This is a genomic window from Micromonospora sp. NPDC050695, assembly GCF_040654415.1.
Classification (GTDB): Bacteria; Actinomycetota; Actinomycetes; order Mycobacteriales; family Micromonosporaceae; genus Micromonospora.
In genome coordinates, this window is record NZ_JBFAHZ010000008.1 from 170,789 (window position 1) to 186,716 (window position 15,928).

At 69.4% G+C, this 15,928-nt stretch carries 20 protein-coding genes and 3 tRNA genes; 10 read left to right on the plus strand and 13 right to left on the minus strand.

Translation table 11 applies throughout. From position 1 onward, the window contains the following. Positions 1-71: 71 nt before the first annotated feature. From nusG to AB0H52_RS08880, 11 genes are all read right to left on the minus strand, one after another. Positions 72-794, minus strand: a complete 723-nt coding sequence (nusG, locus tag AB0H52_RS08830) for a transcription termination/antitermination protein NusG (RefSeq protein ID WP_139582412.1) — start codon at positions 792-794, stop codon at positions 72-74. 40 nt (positions 795-834) lie between these two features. Continuing rightward, the gene (secE, locus tag AB0H52_RS08835) at positions 835-1,227 is read right to left on the minus strand and encodes a preprotein translocase subunit SecE (protein ID WP_151488755.1); all 393 of its coding nucleotides are present in this window, start codon (positions 1,225-1,227) and stop codon (positions 835-837) included. 211 nt (positions 1,228-1,438) lie between these two features. Further along, a tRNA-Trp gene (locus tag AB0H52_RS08840) sits at positions 1,439-1,511 on the minus strand. A gap of 129 nt (positions 1,512-1,640) precedes the next feature. Further along, the gene (locus AB0H52_RS08845) at positions 1,641-2,033 is read right to left on the minus strand and encodes a MaoC family dehydratase (protein ID WP_357946147.1); all 393 of its coding nucleotides are present in this window, start codon (positions 2,031-2,033) and stop codon (positions 1,641-1,643) included. A gap of 19 nt (positions 2,034-2,052) precedes the next feature. Next, a complete protein-coding gene (locus tag AB0H52_RS08850; RefSeq protein ID WP_357946150.1) occupies positions 2,053-2,499 on the minus strand; it encodes a MaoC family dehydratase N-terminal domain-containing protein in 447 nt (148 codons plus the stop codon). Between the two features lie 128 nt (positions 2,500-2,627). Beyond that, positions 2,628-2,795 carry a 50S ribosomal protein L33 gene (rpmG, locus tag AB0H52_RS08855; RefSeq protein WP_092378713.1) on the minus strand — a complete coding sequence of 56 codons (168 nt, stop codon included), beginning with the start codon at positions 2,793-2,795 and terminating at the stop codon, positions 2,628-2,630. Positions 2,796-2,928: 133 nt separating this feature from the next. Next, a tRNA-Met gene (locus AB0H52_RS08860) sits at positions 2,929-3,001 on the minus strand. A gap of 24 nt (positions 3,002-3,025) precedes the next feature. Continuing rightward, positions 3,026-3,098, minus strand: a tRNA-Thr gene (locus tag AB0H52_RS08865). A 93-nt stretch (positions 3,099-3,191) separates the two neighbouring features. After that, a complete protein-coding gene (locus AB0H52_RS08870; RefSeq protein WP_151488752.1) occupies positions 3,192-5,717 on the minus strand; it encodes a bifunctional diguanylate cyclase/phosphodiesterase in 2,526 nt (841 codons plus the stop codon). Between the two features lie 417 nt (positions 5,718-6,134). After that, complete coding sequence (locus AB0H52_RS08875; protein ID WP_357946155.1) at positions 6,135-7,172, minus strand: epoxide hydrolase family protein; 1,038 nt, start codon at positions 7,170-7,172, stop codon at positions 6,135-6,137. 298 nt (positions 7,173-7,470) lie between these two features. After that, the gene (locus AB0H52_RS08880) at positions 7,471-7,998 is read right to left on the minus strand and encodes a hypothetical protein (RefSeq protein WP_151488750.1); all 528 of its coding nucleotides are present in this window, start codon (positions 7,996-7,998) and stop codon (positions 7,471-7,473) included. Positions 7,999-8,475: 477 nt separating this feature from the next. Here AB0H52_RS08880 and AB0H52_RS08885 point away from each other — a divergent pair, with 477 nt between their 5' ends. After that, positions 8,476-8,757: a hypothetical protein gene (locus tag AB0H52_RS08885; protein ID WP_357946158.1), complete on the plus strand. Its 282-nt coding sequence runs from the start codon at positions 8,476-8,478 to the stop codon at positions 8,755-8,757. Positions 8,758-8,786: 29 nt separating this feature from the next. Here AB0H52_RS08885 and AB0H52_RS08890 read toward each other — a convergent pair whose 3' ends face one another. Both AB0H52_RS08890 and AB0H52_RS08895 read right to left on the minus strand, forming a co-directional pair. Further along, positions 8,787-9,482 carry an HAD family phosphatase gene (locus tag AB0H52_RS08890; protein WP_357946161.1) on the minus strand — a complete coding sequence of 232 codons (696 nt, stop codon included), beginning with the start codon at positions 9,480-9,482 and terminating at the stop codon, positions 8,787-8,789. Continuing rightward, positions 9,479-10,345, minus strand: a complete 867-nt coding sequence (locus AB0H52_RS08895; protein ID WP_357946164.1) for a GntR family transcriptional regulator — start codon at positions 10,343-10,345, stop codon at positions 9,479-9,481. The genes AB0H52_RS08890 and AB0H52_RS08895 overlap by 4 nt, the downstream gene beginning before the upstream one ends. Positions 10,346-10,755: 410 nt before the next feature. Between AB0H52_RS08895 and AB0H52_RS08900 the strand changes: the two genes are divergently transcribed. The 9 genes from AB0H52_RS08900 to AB0H52_RS08940 all read left to right on the plus strand — a co-directional run bounded on the left by AB0H52_RS08900 (position 10,756) and on the right by AB0H52_RS08940 (position 15,926). Then, positions 10,756-11,001, plus strand: coding sequence for a DUF6284 family protein (locus AB0H52_RS08900; protein ID WP_357946167.1), 246 nt, complete (start codon positions 10,756-10,758; stop codon positions 10,999-11,001). Beyond that, positions 11,001-11,375: an RRQRL motif-containing zinc-binding protein gene (locus AB0H52_RS08905; RefSeq protein ID WP_357946170.1), complete on the plus strand. Its 375-nt coding sequence runs from the start codon at positions 11,001-11,003 to the stop codon at positions 11,373-11,375. The genes AB0H52_RS08900 and AB0H52_RS08905 overlap by 1 nt, the downstream gene beginning before the upstream one ends. Continuing rightward, on the plus strand, positions 11,372-11,581 hold the full coding sequence (locus tag AB0H52_RS08910) for a hypothetical protein (protein WP_357946173.1): 210 nt from the start codon (positions 11,372-11,374) through the stop codon (positions 11,579-11,581). The genes AB0H52_RS08905 and AB0H52_RS08910 overlap by 4 nt, the downstream gene beginning before the upstream one ends. After that, a complete protein-coding gene (locus tag AB0H52_RS08915) occupies positions 11,578-12,555 on the plus strand; it encodes a hypothetical protein (protein ID WP_357946176.1) in 978 nt (325 codons plus the stop codon). Before AB0H52_RS08910 ends, AB0H52_RS08915 begins: the two co-directional genes overlap by 4 nt. 95 nt (positions 12,556-12,650) lie before the next feature. Further along, complete coding sequence (locus AB0H52_RS08920; protein ID WP_357946179.1) at positions 12,651-12,788, plus strand: hypothetical protein; 138 nt, start codon at positions 12,651-12,653, stop codon at positions 12,786-12,788. A gap of 33 nt (positions 12,789-12,821) precedes the next feature. After that, positions 12,822-12,971, plus strand: a complete 150-nt coding sequence (locus AB0H52_RS08925) for a hypothetical protein (RefSeq protein WP_357946182.1) — start codon at positions 12,822-12,824, stop codon at positions 12,969-12,971. 89 nt (positions 12,972-13,060) lie between these two features. Then, positions 13,061-15,229 carry a cell division protein FtsK gene (locus tag AB0H52_RS08930; RefSeq protein ID WP_357946185.1) on the plus strand — a complete coding sequence of 723 codons (2,169 nt, stop codon included), beginning with the start codon at positions 13,061-13,063 and terminating at the stop codon, positions 15,227-15,229. A gap of 137 nt (positions 15,230-15,366) precedes the next feature. Continuing rightward, positions 15,367-15,642 carry a hypothetical protein gene (locus AB0H52_RS08935; protein WP_357946188.1) on the plus strand — a complete coding sequence of 92 codons (276 nt, stop codon included), beginning with the start codon at positions 15,367-15,369 and terminating at the stop codon, positions 15,640-15,642. After that, on the plus strand, positions 15,639-15,926 hold the full coding sequence (locus AB0H52_RS08940; RefSeq protein ID WP_357946191.1) for a hypothetical protein: 288 nt from the start codon (positions 15,639-15,641) through the stop codon (positions 15,924-15,926). Before AB0H52_RS08935 ends, AB0H52_RS08940 begins: the two co-directional genes overlap by 4 nt. Positions 15,927-15,928 lie beyond the last annotated feature (2 nt).

The following is a 15,928-nucleotide window of genomic DNA, read 5'->3' on the forward strand; positions in this document are numbered from 1 at the left end:
CGCCCGCCGCGGGGCTGGGCGCGGGCCCCCGCCGCGGGCGGGGGGCGCCCCCCCCCCCCCCCCACGACCGGTCAGATCTTGGCGACCTGGTTGAAGTTGAGCTCCACCGGGGTCTCCCGGCCAAAGATCGACACCAGCACCTTGAGCTTCTGCTGGTCGGCGTTGATCTCGCTGATCGTGGCCGGCAGCGACGCGAACGCGCCGTCGGTGACGGTGACGGAGTCACCCACCTCGAAGTCGAGAACCTTGATCTCCGGCTTCGCCTTCTTCTGCTCGGTCTCGACGGCCGGCGCCAGCCACTTCAACACCTCGTCGAGGGAGAGCGGCGCGGGCCGGTCGGCCCGGTCGGTCGCGCCGACGAAGCCGGTCACACCCGGGGTGTTACGGACACACGAGTAGGACTCGGCGGTCAGCTCCATCCGGACCAGGATGTAACCGGGGAAGACCTTGGCCTGGATCTGCGAACGCTTACCGTTCTTGACCTCGACCTCTTCCCGGGTCGGCACCTCGACCTGGTAGATGAAGTCCTCCATGTCGAGGCTCGTGATCCGGGTCTCGAGGTTGGTCTTGACCTTGTTCTCGTAGCCGGCGTACGAGTGCACCACGTACCAGTCGCCCGGCGCGTAGCGCAGCTTCTGCCTAAGCTCGGCGACCGGGTCGTACTCCTCGTCCGGCTCGGGCTCGGTCGTTGGGAACTCCGGCTCGCTGGCGGCCTCGACCGACTCGTCACCAGCCGCCGTCGCGACGGTGGACTGCTCGTCCACCGGTCCGGCGGTCTCGTCGTACTCAGGCACGCTCGCTCACTTCCGTCACTATCGGCTGGAGGCCAGCCGGTCAGCTCGAGTTGCCGAAGACAAACAGCACGACCTTGGCGAAGCCGTAGTCCAGCACACCGACGATCGTCAGCATCACCGCGACGAACGTCACCACCACGGCGGTGTAGGTCAGCAACTCCTTGCGGGTCGGCCAGATGACCTTACGCAGCTCGGCCACGACCTCGCGGAAAAACCGGGCGACGCGGCCGAAGACGCCCACCCGACCGGTCTCCGACCGGGTGGTCGGCCGGCTGTCCGCCGACTCCGCGCGGGCACGCGACCGCGTCGCGGTGCCTCCCCGGGAGACCGGCTCGTCCGCGCTGGTGGCGTCGTCGTCGGCTACCTCGTCGACGACATCGTCGTCCAGACGATCGTCGCCGGCGTCCTCGCCGCGCCGCTTGTTGTCGGCCACTTCGCCCTCCGTCGCGGAATCTCGGGTCACACGCCGGGTGGCGTGCGCGGCGCTGGTCACGCCGGCCGGGCCCAACCGTCCCGCGACGGGCCGCGGCCGGTGGATCAACCGGGGGCCCGAATGCCTCGGACCACCCCGCTGATACCACCACCACGGGCCGGACGCCGCCATGACGGCGGCGCGACCCACGGGAACGGTCAGGCCTGAGGCGCAGGGGTGACAGGACTTGAACCTGCAGCCTGCGGTTTTGGAGACCGCTGCTCTGCCAATTGAGCTACACCCCTGTGCGGCAACATTCGCCCCACGCGGTCACAGACGACCGAGCAGGGGTCACTTGCCCCACGGCGGACCAGTGTACGGGTAGCCGCCCGACTTTCCCAACCGGTCTCCCCACCACGCGTGGCGGGCCCGGATCAGCGTGCGGTCCGGATGGTCGCCCGGGCCTGTGCGAGCACCTTCTCGCCCAGACAGGTGGCCGTCACGTCGAGCCGGGTGAGGCCGTCCTCGGTGACGTCCCGGACCTTCGCGGTGACCTCGATCTCGGTCCCCTGGTCGTCGTCCGGGACCGCCACCGGGCGGGTGAAGCGGACGCCGTACTCGACCACCGCGTCGGGCGCACCGGCCCACTCGGCGACCGCCCGGCCGACCAGAGCCATGGTGAACATGCCGTGGGCGATCACCCCGGGCAGCCCCACCTTCGTGGCGACCCGGTCGCTCCAGTGGATCGGGTTGAAGTCACCCGACGCACCGGCGTAGCGGACCAGGTCCGCACGGGTCACCTGGAACGTCTTGGCTGGCAGTTCCATCTCCGGCCTCCCCTCCATCTCAGGCCTCACCACGAATGACGTACCTGGCCCACACGGCGACCACCGGTTCCCCGGCGACGGTGCTCACGTCGGTGCGCGTGGTCAGGAAGCCGTGCCCGCCCCGGGTGCTGACGTCCTCGATGGTGTTGGTGCAGACCAGCTCGTCGCCGGCGACCACCGGCCGGGTGTACGCGAACCGCTGGTCGCCGTGCACCAGCCGGCTGTAGTCGACGCCCAGGGCCGGATCCTCGATGATCTGACGGCTCGCCGCCATCGTCACGATCACCGGAAAGGTCGGCGGCGCCACCACGTCCGGGTGGCCGAGCGCCTGGGCGGCCTCCGGGTCGTGGTGAGCCGCGTCGGTGGCACCGATGGCGGCCGCGAACTCACGGATCTTTTCTCGGCCCACCTGGTAGGGGGCGGTCGGCGGATACGTCCGGCCGACGAAGGAAGGGTCCAGAGGCATGCCGCGAACCTACACGGAAAGCACAATCGCCGACCTGATCGGTAGGCGGCGGCGAAGCCGCGCCAAACCGGTCAGATCGGCGATCGGGAAAGAGTCAGAACCATGGCCGGCGCAGGGCCGGCCACGAGTCAGCGGGTCTCGCGGTGGGCCGTGTGCCGACCGTCACGCGGGCAGAACTTCTTCAGCTCGATGCGGTCGGGGTCGTTGCGCCGGTTCTTGCGCGTGATGTAGTTGCGCTCCTTGCACTCCACACACGCCAAAGTGATCTTCGGCCGGACATCGGTAGCCTTCGCCACGGCGGAGTGCCTTCCTCGCTAACGGAAACGAACTACGACGCGCCAGCCTAGTCGCTGACGGCGCGGACATGCAAAGTGGGCGCCAGTGGCGCCCATCCCCACGACCACCGAGAACGAGCTCGGAAGACGAGAGTAGCGGTGGCCGGACTTGAACCGGCGACACAGCGATTATGAGCCGCTTGCTCTACCATCTGAGCTACACCGCCGCGGTGGGTCCAGCTGAACCCTCGAGCCCCCTTACGGAATCGAACCGTAGACCTTCTCCTTACCATGGAGACGCTCTGCCGACTGAGCTAAGGGGGCCTGCGCGATCTCCCCGTGGGGCGCGCAGAAGTCAGAATACACGGCCCGGCTCGGCAGGTGAAATCGGATCCCCAGTGATCGTCTACGCCCAGCTCAGGGCACGACACGCAGGCGCGGAAGCTCCGGGCCGGAGATCGTCTCCGGGTCCACCTGGGCACCGAACCAGGCGGCCAGCCGCTCGTACGGCAGCGGTCGACTGAACAGGAAGCCCTGCCCGATCTCGCAGCCGATGTCCTGAAGAAGCTCCAGGGTCAGTTCGCTCTCCACGCCCTCGGCGACCACGGCCAGGCCGAACTGCTGAGAGAGCGTCACCACCGCGTTGACGATCGCCAGGTCGCCCGGATCGGTAGCCATGCCCTGCACGAACGAACGGTCCACCTTCACCTCGTGCACCGGCAGCCGGCGCAGGTGCGCCAGGGACGAGTCCCCGGTGCCGAAGTCGTCCACCGACAGTCGTACGCCGAGGTCGCGCAACCGTTGCAGGGTCGGGATGGGCCGGTCCGTGCCGTCCAGCACCCCCGCTTCGGTGATCTCCAGGGTGAGGCGCTGCGCCGGCACCCCGTACTCGGTCAGCAACTCCTGCACCCGATCCGGGAAGTGCTGGTCGGTGAGCGTCCGGGCGGCCAGGTTGACCGCGATGGGCAGCGGCTGGTTGGCCTCGGCCCAGTCCCGGCTGCGACGCAGCCCCTCACGCAGCACCACCTCGGTGAGCCGACTCAACTGCCCGGTGTGCTCGGCCACCGCGACGAAGTCCTCCGGAGCGACGGTGCCGTGCGTCGGATGCTCCCACCGGGCCAGACACTCCACGCCGACCAGGCGGCGGTCCCGCAACGTCACCTTCGGCTGGAAGTAGACCTCCAGCTCGTCCTGGTCGAGGGCCTGGCGCAGGTCGCCGGCGAGACCCAACCGGCGCAGCGACCGGGACTCCAGGGCGGGGTTGAACAGCTGCACGCTGCCCGGCACCGACTTGGCCGCCGTGGCTGCCAGGTCCACCCGTAGCAGCAGGGTCGCCGCGTCGCTGCCGTGATCCGGGTGTACGGCCACCCCGACGGCGGTGTTGACGTCGAGGGTGAGCGCGTCGAAGACCATCTCGTCGCGGATCTGGTCACGCAACTGGCCCGCCAACTCCAACGCCGCGGCGGCGCTCTCCAGCCGCAACGTCACCAGGAACTCGTCCCCGCCGACGCGGCCGACCAGGGCCGACGACGGCGCGCTGGCCCGCAACCGGTTGGCGACCTCGACGAGGACCTTGTCGCCCGCCGCGTGGCCGAGGGACTCGTTGACCTGGCGCAGCCCGTCGACGTCGAACAGCAGCAACGCCACCACCTCGTCGGGCGCCCCGATCTTGACCGACTCGTCGAGCGCCCCGGTGATCCGCCGCCGGTTGGGCAACCGCGTCAGGGTGTCGTGGTACGCGTCGTGCCGCAGCCGGTCGACCAGCCGGGAATTCTCCAGGGCGACGGCCGCGTGCGCGGCCACGGTCTCGAGCACAGGCACGTCGGCCCGGGTGAAGTGGCCGACGTCGCTGAGCCGGTTGACCACCTCCAACGTGCCGATCACGACCTGCCCCGACCGCAGCGGAACGACGATGACGTCCTTCACCTGACGGCCGTCCATCGCATGCCGGACCTCCGCGTCCCCGCCGAGCAGTCGCCCGAGAGTGACGTTCTGCCCCTCCTTGAAAGCCCGTTCACGAATCACCGACGAGGTGGGCGCCACGTCGAGCAGACCCCGGTCATCCAGCCGCGCGGTCAGCAGCACTTCAGGATGCCGGCCCTGCGCCGGCAGCCAGAGAGTCGCGTACTCGGCCTGCATCAGGGTGCGGATGCGGTCCAGCAGCACATCCGCGAGGGCGTCGCCGGGGCCCGAGCCGGTCATCGCCCTGGTCAGCTCGTACATGTCCCCCAGCGTCCGGTGCTGACGAAGGAACCGGGAGTACGCGCGGTAGAGCATGACGCCGGCGACGGTGATGGCCACCAGGAGCAGGGCCGACCACAGAGTCGTCACCAACGCGATCAGAATGAGGAGACCCACCGCCACGTTGAGCGCGGTGGTGAGGAAGACCTGCACGGCCATCGCCGTCGCACCGCGCAGCCCCTGCCACCCCTGCAGCAGCGTGATGACACCGACGACCGACGCCAGACTGATCAGGGTGTTGGCGCTGACCGCGAGGAACAGCAATCCCCAGGTGGCCGGTCCCACCCCGTCGAACGGTCTGGCGGTCACCACGACCAGGCCCGCCACCGACACGCCGGCGGCGTCCCGAGCGACGTTGAACCAGAACTTCGGCGGCGGATAGCGGCGATGGGCCTGTGTGACGACCGCGGCGATGGTCGCCATCAGGACCACGAGCACCGGTGACAGCCAGTACAGCCCCAGCACCAGCGGTATCTCGGTGAGGGTGACCACGACGGCCTGGCGCCGGACGACGAAACTCAGCGTGGGTACGCCCGCCACCACCATGACAAGCACGAGCAACCCCGCGACCAGCAGGTCGCGGGGTTCGATGGTCTCAGTGACGGCCAGAAACGTGGTGATGAGGATGGCCAGAACGGCCAGGGGCCCGGTGATCAGCCACGCACGGTCCGTCGATCGACGGGGGACGTTGTTGGCCGGCACTCCTGTGTCCCCTCATCGGTGGCGCTGGTGCACGTTGGCATCAACGCCCGTGGGCAACGACTCCTGCCCCACTCTGGCTGGCCGGTGCGCCCCATTCAACCCCTGCGGTCTGGAAATCGCCGCCACCGACGACGACAACGCCACCGACGACTACTACCAGACCCATGGTCGCCATGATCAGACCGAGCAGCCGGCCACGCGTTAGACCAGACATCGGGAACTCCTACCATCAGGGGTGTCAGAAAACTGCGTTCCCCGATGGTGCCACAGCGGTGGCAGAGGGGGAAAGTTCCACGACCCACCCGGCCGGCGGACCGGGAACTTACGAGCCGGTCGGCCTGCCCACTCACCACGTCTGGCCAGATCCTCTTACCGTCCGACCGATCGCTGCCGCCAAACAAACGACAAGCTCCGCTATCAACCCCTAAGCCGCTTAGCGCCCCTACCGGACCTGGAATCTCGCTGTGCCACCTCGAGATCAGCCGGACGGCGCTCCGCCTCCCCGGGACCGAGACCGAGACCGGCGACCATGCGTGGCTCGCCTGCAGCAGATTGTGACGCCTCAGGCAGTAAACCACAATCATCAATGCACGGTGGATCGCCGCCGTACCGGGTCGACCCTTGGCGAGGTCCGGCCCCGGCAGGCCGCGGGCGCCGACACGACGACGTCGTGGCCGACGGGGCGGTCGCCACCGAGTAGCCGATCGTCTGCGGTCGGGTGGACTGCTCCGGGAGGTAGCCGAAGCCGTCCGTCGTGAACAGGTTGAGAGCGTCGTGCGCCGCTCGCTCCTGTTCGGACTTCGCCGGCAACTGGTCCTTGATACCGATCGCCCCGGCCAACAGGTTCACGTGGATGCCGAGCAGCCCATCAGGCCCCTGCCGGCCCATCGCGTCGGTCACGGCCGCGCCCACGTCGCCCCCCCGCGCGACGTACCGCGGGTAGCCGAGACGGTCCATCAGCACCGCCCAGGCGCGCGCCATGCGGTTCGAGTCCCAACCGGGCTCGGCCGGCTCGCCCGAAAAGCCGTAGCCAGGCAGGGACGGCAGCACCAGGTGGAACGCATCCTCGGGTGAGCCGCCGTGCGCGGTCGGGTCGGTGAGCGGGCCGACGACCCCGAGCAGCTCGACGACCGAGCCCGGCCAACCGTGCGTCATGATCAGCGGAAGGGCGGTCTCATGCTGCGACCGCACGTGGATGAAATGGATCTCGACGCCGTCGATGACGGTCGTGTACTGCGGCAGGGCGTTCAGCTTCGCCTCGAGCGTGCGCCAGTCATGCTCCGTCGCCCAGTAACGGGCCACCTCCTGGATCGTCGCCAACTGCACGCCCCGGGAACGATCGGCGGCCAGCTCACGGGTGGGCCAGCGCGTGCCCGCAACCCGGCGACGCAGGTCAGTGATCACTTCTTCCGGCGTGTCCAGCTGGAAGGGGCGAATTTCGATGTCGTCGGACATGTCCTGCACCTGCCGAATCGGGTCGACCTGCGCGCCGGCGCGGCTGGCACGCGCTCAGTCTCGCAGCGACGGCGACCGCTGGACCGAAGCGCGATTTCACCCCGAGTCCGGCTTACCGGGTTCGCTGCGGGTTCATCGCTGGACGCAGTGGGACTCGGTCAGACGAACGACAACGGCCCCCGATCAGCATCTCTGCTGGTCAGGGGCCGCGTCTGCACCTGGTGGCGGGTAGAGGATTCGAACCTCTGTAGCTCTCGCGACCGATCTACAGGGCTACTGCCCACCGGGTCTGACGGGTTCAGGCGCTCGCTCTGGTTGCGTCTGCGTGCATCGCTGTGGCTGCATCGCCGAGGACACGATTCACGTCCCAGACGGTCTGCATGCCGGAGACATGGCCGCTTAGAGCCGAAATTACGGCTGTCGCGTGGCTCCCGATCTCATCCCCGCCGACGATCATCACTTCGTCGTAGCACTTATCCAGCTCGATCATCGCAGCAGCGAACGGAGTGCCCATCCTGTAGCGCCCTGTGTATCTGATCCTCGAACCGGCTGGCAAGGGGGGTAAAGACGCTTCATCCATCAGCTCCGCGGCACCCCCATCTACCAGCGACCTCGCCTCTCCGAACGCCGCACGGGCGAGTTGAAGGAATCTCGCGTAGACCAGGCGCTTCTCGGCCGCTAGGGCGACGGCGACACTGATGGCCCCCTGTATCCGCACTGCATCAAGCTGATGGCGCCCGCCTAGGTGAGCAGTCAAGACCGTTCCCGCCACGCCTGCCACCCCCACCACGGCCGTGGTCACCGGCCCAAGCCATTCCCACGTCATCCACTCATCGTGGTAGCTGGCCGCAATACCCAGAGTCATCCGAGTGCGTCGCCGATCTCGTCGTTCATGGTGTCGTTTCCGCCGCCGACGCAGTCGGCGTAGACGCCGAGCAGGACGGCGGGCCGAGGACAGGGGCCCGGGGCGGGTTAGCGGAGAGGCGCTAAATTCCGCAGTACGAGAGGCACCCTCAGAGGCTGCGGCGTCATGATCGGGCACTCCATAGGTGCGCTTGATAAGCGCGCGACAAGCTGTGTGACATACAGCCCTACACGACTGTGATCCGACAACTGATGTGCGACGCAGCTCCGCCATGTGATGTGCGACGGGTGGTCTAGGAAGCTGAGGTAGCGATCCGGCTGCCGCGCCAGTCCCGGGACTGGTCTGCCATCGTGCACCGGGCCGCGGCGGCAGCACCGCCGCCAGCACGGCCCCGGCATCACGAAGCTGCGGCGCCCACGCCGGCAGAATGATGGCGTGATGACCAAGCCCGTCACCGCAGGCAGAGCGGCACTGGTGGACGACCTGGAAGGGCTGCCCGGCAGCTCCGGCGGCTGTCGTCTTGCCCTGACGTTGGATGCTCCGGTCTTCCTTCGTACCGGCGACGACAACGGCCCCCGACCAGCATCTCTGCTGGTCGGGGGCCGTGTCTGCACCTGGTGGCGGGTGAAGGATTCGAACCTTCGAAGCTTTCGCGACGGATTTACAGAGCGCCACGGACAGACCGTTGACCAGCACAAACGCCGTTCAGGCCGAGCGTGACGACGCGGACACGACGCCGCCTCCTACTTTCAGCCTCCCGTGCGGTCGATTAGAGCGCCGGCTATCTCGCTCATGCTGGTGACCACCACATTCGCCCCGCCAAGCCGGAACGCGTCGACCTTCGCCGGTCGATTCGCATAGCCGACCACCGCGACCCCGGCGGCCCGCGCTCCCTCAATGTCCGAGAGCGAGTCGCCAATCAGCACGCACCGGGCCGGTGGCACGCCGAGGGCACGCACAGCTTGCAGGATCGGTTCCGGGTTGGGTTTCATGCGGTCGGGCTCGGCGTACGCCCGGCCGACCACCGGAGAGACGTGCCCGGCGAGCCGGTGCGCTGCGAGGTAGGCGGTCACCGCGCCGGCCGAGTTGTTGCTGACCGCCGCCACTGGCACCCCGGCCTGCCGCGCCGCCACGATGACTTCCCGGCCGTATGGCGTTGGCTCGGCAGTCTCGACGGCCCGCCGCTCGGCCGCGCAGAGCGCATCCTCTACCGCCCGCGTGATGCCGTGGTCACCGGCCACGCCAGTGCGGCGCAGCACTTCCAGCGGGTCCGGCTCGCTGGCGAGGTCAGGCGGTACATCGACACCATGCCGCCGCAGCACCTCGACCAGTTCAGCCGCGACCTGCGGAGCGGGATAGCCAGCGAAGATGCTGCACACCGGCCCGTCGAAGTCGAGCAGCACCGCGCCGGCCTCGCCGAGCAGCCTGCCGAGATCGGCGATCATCCGTCGTACCGGTAGGCGATGGTCGACCACACAGAGTCGAACCACTGGCGGGATGCCTCCACGAACTGCGTGCCATGCGAGGTGTCGTCGTCGGTCACCGCGTAATGGAACAGCGGCACGTCCTTACCCATGAGGTCGTAGATCGCCATCGGCTCACCCTTGATCGAGACGGTGCGCTCAACGACCGGATAGAAGCCGTAGAAGACCTCTTCGCCGTTGAGGATGTAGAGCTTGAACAGCGGGGATGCTCGATGCATCCGCACCTCAACGGTGGTCGACCGGATGAGTCCGAGGTCGCCCAGCTCGCTGACCTGATCAATGATGCCGTCTGCTGCCCGGCGTGTGATCCGCTCGGCGCGCTCACGCACCGCCGGGTCGTCGGCCTGCGTCTCAGCCCGCGCCGGCAGCGCCATCGGCACGGTCATGTCCGAGATCAGGACCCGCACGGCGATCGTCTCCGGTGCGAGCCGTCCAACACGCACCTTGTCGAGCGCCTCGGCGAGCGCATCACGCAGCGTCTCGCCGGAGAACCCGGCGAAATCGATGCTGACGTGGGGCCGCTCAAAGGACGCTTCGATGTGCGGACGCAGTTCAACGGCCCGCTGAGTCTGGGCTCGGACGAACGCCCCGCTGCCCTGCCGGGACACGATCAGCCGCTCTGCGCGGAGCAGGTCCAAGGCTCGCTTGACTGTTTCCCGCGCTACGCCGTAACGCGCGGCTAGTTCCGGTTGTGATGGCAGCTTGTCGCCGGGGGCGAGACGGCGCGTGAGGATGGCCGCCCGCAGCTTGTTTGCGATCTGCTGCGAGGCCTGTTTCGGGTCGTCGGGATCTAGCTCACCGAGAAAGTCAAGGTTCTCGCTCACCCGCCCACGGTAGCTCTGACTAGCCAAGTTGGGAAAGTTCGCCGCGCCCCCTTGACCTGACTAGCCAGGCCGCCCTACGGTCATCACGTCGGACCTGACTAGCCAGGTACGACAAGCCGGCAGGCAGTCGGGGAAGGCAGCCCTCACGGAGCTGCGCGCCCACGAGCCTCCGCGCACTAGTTCGTTGAGAACCGAATAGCAGGAGCGCCGCGTGGATTCGTCTGCGGCATCCCCGCCTTGAGCCACACGGTGGCCGACCCCGGTGTCTTCCCGGGCGAGCGGGGCGAGCGGGCCGGATCTGGCGCGCGGCATGGACTCCTGCCTCTTGATTTCTGTTCACCCCGGGGTGCGGCCGATCTGGTCGCACCCCGGGTGTTCCCCCACTTCATCAACTCACCGGAGGTTCCCCCGTGCGCACGCACCTTGCCCCCGTCACCGACGAACCGACCGCCGCCGACCTCGCCGCGATCGACGCGGAGTGGCCGCTGATCGAGGCCGAGCTGGACGTCTTGGACGCCGAGATCACGCTGATCTACGCCGAGGACCACGGCGGCCCGTCGCCGCTGGACTGGCGCAGGTTGCGCCGGGCCGAGTCCCGCGTCACCCGCGCCGCCGCCGAGACGACCGCCCGCACCGACCCGCGCCGCGCGGCCTGATGTCCCGCATCCGCGCCGCCTTTCACGATCCGGACGGGGCGCGGTACGGCATCCCCACCTACTGGTGGAAAGGTGCCCCGCCCGGCTACGCCACCCGCCGACAACTGACCACCGCCGGCCTGCGCCCCGGTGGTCAACCCGTCGCCGCTCAGGTGCTCTGGCAAGGGATCGGCGGCACCCGGACCGCGTACCTGTACCGGGTCGACCTCGCCGCGCCGAAGCGCACCGCGACCCCCGCGCAGCGCGCCGCCATCGACAAGGCACTGACCGCCCGCCGGACCTGCCGCACCTGCCGCCAGGTGCGGCCGTACTTCATTCCGCGCTCGCTTGGCGAGTGCCTGACCTGCGCTTACCCACAGGAGGTAGCCGCGTGAATCGCCGTTACCCGATCTCCCGCCCGACCGATGACCCGCGCTTCACATTCGGCCTGATCCTCGACGTGGCCCGGGTGCTTGCCGAGCACGGTTACCCGCCGATCGCAGAGCCGTACGACGGCTGCGGCGCTGACCTCGCCGCGTTGCAGCAAGCCCTGTTCGCACTCATCTACGCCCCCGCTCACACCCAGGAGGTTTCGCCGTGACTGCCCCCACCATCAACGGCACCCGCTACCCGCAACCGATCGAAGACCTGTTGCCCGCCGCCCGCGTGTTGGACCTGCCGGACGGAGAGGTGTTCCCGTCGCGCAACCGGCTCATGCGGGAGTTCCGCATCGGTGCGCCGAAGGCTGGTGAACTGCTCGCGCTGCTCAAGACCATGCCCGCCGCGCCGCTGGTCGGCACCACCGAAGCGGCCACCCCGGACCCGGCATCCGCGCCGGTCGTGCCCGAGCCCGCGCCGTCGGTCGTGCCGGACCTGACGCCCGCGCCGGAGATCGCGCCGCCCGAGCCGATCGTGCAGGTCGCGCCGGTCAGTCGCCCGGACACGCCCGCCCCGCCCGCGCCGGCTCGCCGGCTGAGCCGGGGGGAACGTCGGGCCGAGCGGATGCAGGCGGCGCGAGACGCGCTGATGCAGGGGCGGACCCGCCGAGTTCAGGAGTGGACCGCGAAAGCTGCGGAGGCTCGGCAGTTGCGTCGACTGCTGATGGACCCGGACGTGCAGGCGGTCCGGTTGATGCGCCAGCGGGCACGCTGGACCGCGATGGCGTGGTCGGCGCTGCTGTTCGCGCTCGCGTTCACGATGGTCAACGTTCAGCGGTTCGCCGCCGGACACGCCGAGCCGTGGTCCCCGACGTGGCTGGTCGCGTGGCTGGTCGACCCGGCCTTCTCGATTCTGCTCGTTGGCCTGCTCATTGCCCGAGGGCAGCTCTCGGCCGTCGGCCGCAGCGTTCACGAGCGCACCGTCCGCAGGGTTGAGTATGGGCTGCTGGCCAGCACTGCCGCGATGAACGTCATGCCGGCACTCACCGAGGCGTACCCGGGCGGCTTGCCCGAGCAGGGCATGCAGGTGCTACTTCACCTGCTCATTCCCGGCCTGGCGTTCGCGTCCGCCCTGGTGATCACCCTCGTGCAGGACCACTTCTCTGCCGCCATCGCAGACCTGACCGACACCGAGTAGCCCCGCCCGGCGGCACGGCCCCTGGCCTGGAAACCGATGCCGTGCCGCCGGTCCTCTGCCCCATCCGTCTTGCAGACATCAGGGAGAGAACACCCATGATCCCCCGCCGCCCGGCTGCCGCGCACTCCCGAACCGTCCTGCTGCCCTGCGGGAAGCACTTCGCCACGTTGTGGGGCAACGCCAAGCGACCCACGACCTGCGACGACTGCCCGCCCACCACCACCAGCCGCTAACCGCACCTCACCCCCGAAAGGACACCCCGCCCGATGCGTATCTGGCACCTGTTCAACGCGCTGGCCCTGGCCAACCTCGTGCTCATGTTCACCGCCGACAACACCACGAGCCGCGTGCTGCACACGGTCGGCACGGTCGCCTTCGCGGTGACCGCCATCGCGACCCGCCCCCCGCGCCCCTGACCCGCCCGGCGGCGCGGCCACCTGGCTACCAACCCGCGCCGCGCCGCCGGCCCCCTACCGATCTCCCGACCGTTGGAGGAACCCCCATCATGACGTCCCCACACGACGGCGACCGTTTCGACTGGCACGCCGCCGAGCAGGACCTGACCAACCCGACCGCCACCGGCCCGGAGGCGGAGGTGCTCGACCTGGACGACGCCCGCGCCCGCCGGGCACCCCGGCCCCGCCCGGCCGGTGACACCCACTTCGACATGCCCCTCGATGAGACGCCGCAGCCGGCCGGAATGCTGGTCGATCCGCCGCCGGGCGCTGCGGGAGGTCGCCGGCCGATTATCCCGGCGAACTGGTCGGGGTGGCAGAACATCAAGCACAGCGCGACGGAGGCGGCCAAGCTGGCCGGCTACCGGGCCGGCTTCCACGCGGTACGCGCCCCCTGGTACTCCACGCAGGCCGCTTTCTGGGCCACCGTGGGGGCGTTCCGCCTGACCGGGCGGCAACTGCGGTGGTGGTGGGTCGCTGAGCAGACCGGGCTGCGGCAGGCCGCCGCCGACGCGAACGACCCGGCGATGTGGCACAAGCTGCACCGGGAGGTCAAGGCCACCCGCGCCTGGCGGGGCGTCGTCCTGCTCGCCGAGGCGCTCACGCTGGCGGTGGCCACGCCGATCGCGTGGGCAACCGCGCCGTGGTGGGCACTGACCGCAGGTGCCGGCCTGGCCGTGGCCTACCTCGCCCACGTCGGGCGGCCGGATGACCGGCCGATCATCACCCCGGCGACCGTCGCGGGCAGGTTTCGGCGGGTCAACCCGGACATCATCCTGCGCGCCTACTACGCCGCCGGCCTCGGCAACCCCGACAAGGCGCACCAGCGGGTGGAGTTCGGCTCCACGATGGCCCGTGACCCCTCCGGCACCGGCTCGCAGGTGTCGATCGACCTGCCGTACGGCAAGACGTTCGACGACGCGGTGAAAGCCCGCGGTTCGATCGCCTCGGGGTTGGACGTGGCCGTGTCTCAGGTGTTCATCACCCGCGACCCGTCGTCGCACCGCCGACACACACTGTGGGTCGCCGACCGTGACCCGCTCGCCCAGGGCGCGGGCCGGACGCCGCTGCTGCGCTGCAAGCCGACCGACATCTGGCAGCCGGCCCCGTTCGGGCTGGACGAGCGCGGCAACAAGGTCGCCGTTGACCTGATGTGGAACAGCATCCTGATCGGCGCGCAACCGAGGCAGGGCAAGACGTTCGCCGCTCGCTCGCTGGCCCTGTACGCCGCTTTGGACCCGTACGTGAAGCTGACCGTTCTCGACGGCGGCGGTAAGCCCGACTGGCGCAAATTCGCGTTGGTCGCCGACCGGTACGCGTTCGGTCTGGCGATGACCCGCGATGGTGACCCGGCCGAGATCGTGCTGGAAGCGCTGCGCGAGATCAAGGCCGACGTGCAGGACCGCTACGAGCGGCTGTCGAAGCTGCCCGTGGACGTCTGCCCGGAAGGCAAGCTGACCCGTGAGATCGCCCGCGACCCGAAGTACGGGATGCCGGTGCGGGCGGTGTTCCTGGACGAGTTTCAGGAGTACTTCGACCTCGGCGACATCAGCAAGGAAATCGCGTCGCTGCTGGTCTACCTGGTCAAGGTCGCCCCGGCCGCCGGGGTGATGTTCGTCGACGCCACCCAACGCCCCTCCGGGGTCGGCGGTGGTCAGGTAGCTACGCAGTTCATCAGCTTCCGCGACAACCACCAGGTCAGGTTCTCCCTGCGCACCGGCTCGTGGAACGTCTCCGACCTGGTGCTGGGGGCGGGAGCGAACTCCGAAGGCTACGACTCGTCCACGCTGCTGCCGTCCTACAAGGGCGTCGGCATCCTGCGCGGCGCATCCGATGCCACCCCGACCGTGCGGACGTACCTCGCCGACGCCGACGACGCGGAGAAGATCCTGTTCGCCGCGCGGAAGCTGCGCGAGGCGGCCGGCACGCTGTCCGGGATGGCGGCCGGGGAGAACGTCGCCCGGGAGATCCGCGACGTGCTCGCCGACGTGCGGGGCGTGTTCGAGTCGAAGGAGCCCGGCCTTCACTGGGAGCACGTCGCCGACCGGCTGGCCGCCCGGATGCCGGAGCACTACGCCGACATCAGCCCGGACGCAATCTCCGCGCAACTACGTGCGCTCAATGTACCGAGCGTAGGCGTCAAGGTTCGCGGCGTGAACCGGAACGGCTGCCGTCTGACCGATTTGGACCTCGCGATCAACCGACGGCGCACCGCCTGAACGGTAGGGGCGGCACCTCTACCCGGTAGGGCCGCCCCTACCTCAGCCCCTACCGCCCTGGCCAGCCCACACCTTCCCAGGTAGAGGGTAGGGCCAGCGGCCTTCCACGCCCGAAAACCGGCCCTGGAGGCACCTTCATGACATCGCTCGCCTCTACCGCTACCGCGTCGGCGGGACCGATCGGCGTACTGACCCTGACCGCCCTCGCCGTCACACTCGGTTACCTCGCCGTGTGCATGATCAGGCCGTTCCGGCGCTGCCGACGCTGCCACGGCATCGGCCGACGCCGCTCCCTGATCCTGCGCGTCGGACGCACCTGCCGCCGCTGCAACGGCAACGGGGAACACCTGCGCGCCGGCCGCGTCGTCATCAACTACCTGCGCGAGCTCCACGACAAGGGCACGCCCCGATGAACCGCCGCGCCGCCGGGCACACCGAGTGGTGCGGGATGGATCACCGCTGCAACCTCGGCGAGCACCGGTCGGAGGAGATCGTGGTCGACGTCGCCGGCCGCTCCCGCGCCGTCCTGGTCAGGGTGCGCACCGCGACCGGCCGCGAGCACGCCGAGGTACGCGTCCGGGTCGCGCTCGCACCGGGCGAGCTGGCCGCCCGCCGGCAACTGGTCGGGCTGCTCGGCGACCTACGCCAGGCCGTGACCCGCGCCGCGATCACCGCCCGGCCCCGGCCGAGGCGGTGAAG

Bases quoted from the DNA above. Each gene is read 5' to 3' on its own strand.
- AB0H52_RS08845 (WP_357946147.1), bottom strand. From the start codon at position 2,033: ATGGAACTGCCAGCCAAGACGTTCCAGGTGACCCGTGCGGACCTGGTC.
- AB0H52_RS08850 (WP_357946150.1), bottom strand. From the start codon at position 2,499: ATGCCTCTGGACCCTTCCTTCGTCGGCCGGACGTATCCGCCGACCGCC.
- AB0H52_RS08875 (WP_357946155.1), bottom strand. From the start codon at position 7,172: ATGTCCGACGACATCGAAATTCGCCCCTTCCAGCTGGACACGCCGGAA.
- AB0H52_RS08880 (WP_151488750.1), bottom strand. From the start codon at position 7,998: ATGACGTGGGAATGGCTTGGGCCGGTGACCACGGCCGTGGTGGGGGTG.
- AB0H52_RS08885 (WP_357946158.1), top strand. From the start codon at position 8,476: ATGACCAAGCCCGTCACCGCAGGCAGAGCGGCACTGGTGGACGACCTG.
- AB0H52_RS08890 (WP_357946161.1), bottom strand. From the start codon at position 9,482: ATGATCGCCGATCTCGGCAGGCTGCTCGGCGAGGCCGGCGCGGTGCTG.
- AB0H52_RS08905 (WP_357946170.1), top strand. From the start codon at position 11,001: ATGTCCCGCATCCGCGCCGCCTTTCACGATCCGGACGGGGCGCGGTAC.
- AB0H52_RS08920 (WP_357946179.1), top strand. From the start codon at position 12,651: ATGATCCCCCGCCGCCCGGCTGCCGCGCACTCCCGAACCGTCCTGCTG.
- AB0H52_RS08925 (WP_357946182.1), top strand. From the start codon at position 12,822: ATGCGTATCTGGCACCTGTTCAACGCGCTGGCCCTGGCCAACCTCGTG.
- AB0H52_RS08930 (WP_357946185.1), top strand. From the start codon at position 13,061: ATGACGTCCCCACACGACGGCGACCGTTTCGACTGGCACGCCGCCGAG.
- AB0H52_RS08935 (WP_357946188.1), top strand. From the start codon at position 15,367: ATGACATCGCTCGCCTCTACCGCTACCGCGTCGGCGGGACCGATCGGC.
- AB0H52_RS08940 (WP_357946191.1), top strand. From the start codon at position 15,639: ATGAACCGCCGCGCCGCCGGGCACACCGAGTGGTGCGGGATGGATCAC.